Raw genomic sequence first — 3,752 nt, forward strand, 5'->3', positions numbered from 1 at the left:
CATGTCGAGGTCAACGGTTCGGGCTCGGAAGTGACGGACCTGCTGGAGCTGAAGGCGATCGAGGCGATCTACCGCGCCGGGGACGGCGCGCCGTGCAGCCTCGGTTCGATCAAGCCGAACATCGGCCATCCGCTGTGCGCGGAAGGCATCGCCAGCTTCATCAAGGTGGTGCTGATGCTGCATCACGGGCTGGACGTGCCGTTCCTGTCGGGCCAGCAGCCGATGCGCCATTACGACATGCAGGCGTCGCCGTTCCATTTCAACCGCGGCGCCAGCGCCTGGCGCGGCGCCGGCGTGCGCAGCGCGGCCATCAACAGCTTTGCCGACGGCGGCACCAATGTGCACGCGATCCTGGAGGCTTGGCCGGCGCCCGCCGCGGCCGAAGAGGGCGCGCCGGGCCGGCGCCCGCTGGCCCCGCCGGCGCTGAACTACATCGATGTGCGCCATACCGATGGCGGCGGCGACGCCGGCCTGTGGCAAGGCGAGGACATGACGGAGGTCGAGGCGGAGCATGCCGGGGCCGCCGACGCGGAGAGTTTTTGGGGTTTGTGATCGACTGAGGGCGTTCTCTACGTCTATCCAGGCGCAACGGTACACAAGATAAAGAGGTCAGATGTGAAAACGACGTTCTCCATAGGTAGTAAACATCCTGTGATTCAAGGTCATCTGGTGCATGGCCAGCATTTGCTGCCGGGACTGGCCTATATCGATATGCTGTATCAGCTGTTTCGCAAGCATGGTCACGATTACCAGCAGCTGGAATTGCGCAATATGACCATTTACGCGCCCTTGCTGGTCGAACCGGACAGCGTGGTCCGGCTGACCATCGATTGCGCCGAGTCGGCGCCCGGCTGCTGGGATATCGCGATTGGCGGCAGCGGCGCCGGGGGCGCGGCCACGCGCTATGCAAAGGCGGAAATGCACCGCGTCGCCGCGGCGTCGTTCGAGGACAGCCTCGATCTTCAGGCGGCCAGGAGCGAAGCGGCGCGCACGCTGGATTTGGAGGACGCTTATGCGCTCTGCCGCAGCCGCGATTTGCGGCATACGCCGTTCATGCGGGCCGTCGGCAGCGTGCATGAATTACCGCAAGCGATATTGGTCGAAGCGGCGCTGGGAGCGCAGGCCCTGGAGCAGGCTGCCGGCTCCATGTTTCATCCGGTCCTGATCGACGGCAGCGCCATCGGCGTCGCTGGTATGCAGCCGCCGTCGCCGGACCTGCACGTGCCCTTGTTTTACGAATCGTTCCGCGCCAGCGCCCTGCTCGATGGGCGCTGCGTCACGCGCGTCCTGAACACATCGATACGCCAGAGCGGCGAGCTATTTTATGCAACCCTGGAGTTTTTCGACGCGTCCGGACGCAAGGTGGCCGAGTTGCGCAATTGCGCCAACAAGCTGATACGCAACCCCGGCCTGATCGACCCGCGGCGCGAGCAAGCCGCAATGCCAGCGCCGGCGCCGGTGCGGGCGGCCGGCGGAGCCGACCGCGCGGCCAGCGCGATCGAAGCACTGCTGCGGCGCCTGATCGCGGCAAGGCTGGCGCTGCCGGCGCAGGCGATTCCGCTCAGCGCCGGATACTACGAAATGGGACTGGCTTCAGCCGATCTGCTCGAGGTGGTCGGTGGCCTCAACGCTATGGGCAAGCTCAGCCTGGCGCCGACCCTGCTGTTCGAATACCCGAACGTCGCCGAACTGGCCGCCTATCTGGCGGCGCACCATGCCGACAGCCTGCTGGCCGCCGAGGCGCCGCACGCCCTGCCGGAGGCGCAGCCGGCCGCCGTGCTTGCCGCCGCCGCCGCCGCGGGGCCGGCCTTGCCGAACGTCGTGACGGCGCCGCCCGCCGTACCCGCCGTACCCGCCGCAGCCCGCGTCGCCGCACAGCAGGAAGACATCGCCATTATCGGCCTGGCCGGGCGTTATCCTCGCGCCGCCAACGTGCAGCAGTTCTGGGACAACCTGAAAAACGGCAAGGACTGCATCAGCGAGATTCCGCCGCAGCGCTGGGATCACGGCCTGTATTTCGACCCCGACCGCAACCGGGAAGACAAGACCTACAGCAAATGGGGCGGCTTTATCGACGGCGTCGACGAATTCGACCCGATGTTTTTCAATATTCCGCCGCGCCACGCCGCGGCCACCGATCCGCAGGAACGCCTGTTCCTGCAGTGCGCCTATGCGACCCTGGAAGACGCCGGCTACACGCGCGACGCGCTGGCCAGGCAGGCGGACGGCAACGTCGGCGTCTTCGTCGGCGTGATGTACGAGGAATACCATTTATATGGCGCGCAGGAGCAGGCCCACGGACGCAACCTCACCGTCGGCGGCAATCTGGCCTCGGTGGCCAACCGGGTCTCGTACTTCTGCAACTTCAACGGTCCCAGCATGGTCGTCAACACCATGTGCTCGTCGTCGTTGACGGCGCTGCAACTGGCGTGCCAGAGCCTGCAGACGGGAGGGTGCCAACTGGCCCTGGCCGGCGGCGTGAATTTGTCGCTGCACCCGAATAAATACCTGATGCTGGGACAGGGCAAGTTCGTCTCGAGCAAAGGCCAGTGCGAAAGCTTCGGCGAGGGCGGCGACGGCTACGTGCCGTCCGAGGGCGTGGGCGCGGTGCTGCTCAAACCACTGTCGAAGGCGATCGCCGACGGCGACCACATCTATGGCGTCATCAAGGCCGTCACGCTCAATCACGGCGGCAAGGCCAACGGTTACACGGTGCCCAACCCGGGCGCGCAGAGCAAGCTGCTGACGCGCGCGCTGCGCGAGGCGGGCATCGACGCGCGCGACATCAGCTACATCGAGGCGCACGGCACCGGCACCTCGCTGGGCGACCCGATCGAGATCGCCGGCTTGAGCCGCGCCTTCCGCGCGCATACGCAGGACCGGCAATTTTGCGCCATTGGCTCGGCCAAGTCGAATATCGGCCATTGCGAGAGCGCCGCCGGCATCGCCGGCCTGACCAAGGTGCTACTACAGATGCGCCATGGCCAGTTGGCGCCGTCGCTGCATTCGGCCGTGCTCAATCCGCATATCGACTTCGCCGCCAGCCCGTTCGTGGTGCAGCAGGAGCTGGCCGAGTGGAAGCGCCCCGAATGCCTGCGCGACGGCGTGGCGGCCGAGGGAGTGCGCATCGCGGCCGTCTCGTCGTTCGGCGCCGGCGGCTCGAACGCCTGTGTGCTGGTTGCCGAATATGCGGCGCCGCCGCGCGCCGCCATCGCGGTGACGCGCGAGCGCCCGGCCTTGATTGTGCTGTCGGCCAAAAACGCAGACGGCTTGCGGGCGCAGGCGCTGCAACTGGTCGAGGCGCTGGACCAGCAGGGCTTGACCGACGCCGACCTGGCCGACATCGCCTACACCCTGCAGGTGGGACGGGAGGCGATGGAAGAGCGCCTGGCGCTCATTGCGCTGTCGGTCGAACAACTGCGGCACAGCCTGCAGGCGTGGCTGGCGGACGACGAGGACGGCGGTGAACGGTATACCGGCCAGGTCAAGCGCGGCAGCGACGCGCTGGACGTGTTCGGCAGCGACGAGGATATGGCGCACGCGGTCAACGGCGCGATCCAGGTCTGGCTGGCCAAAGGTAAGCATGGCAGCCTGCTCGATCTGTGGGTGAGGGGACTGGCGGTGGACTGGTCGCTGTTGCATGCCGACGGGGCGGACGCCGCGCCGCGCCGCATCAGCCTGCCGACCTATCCATTCGCGAAAGAGCGCTACTGGGTGCCGGCGGCGCCGGCCGCCGGCGTGGATGCGCTTGC

The 3,752-nt window shown here is 67.1% G+C and carries 1 protein-coding gene and 1 pseudogene; both read left to right on the top strand.

Annotation, left to right across the window (positions count from 1 at the left end; genetic code table 11):
* Positions 1-552, top strand: a pseudogene (locus tag JANGC3_RS0103570) (hypothetical protein); the annotation flags it as partial.
* A gap of 99 nt (positions 553-651) precedes the next feature.
* Positions 652-3,752 (top strand): beta-ketoacyl synthase N-terminal-like domain-containing protein (locus tag JANGC3_RS28280; protein ID WP_198291982.1); only part of this gene is annotated, 3,101 nt, incomplete at its 3' end.

The organism is Janthinobacterium sp. CG3, from assembly GCF_000344615.1.
Classification (GTDB): domain Bacteria; phylum Pseudomonadota; class Gammaproteobacteria; order Burkholderiales; family Burkholderiaceae_D; genus Janthinobacterium.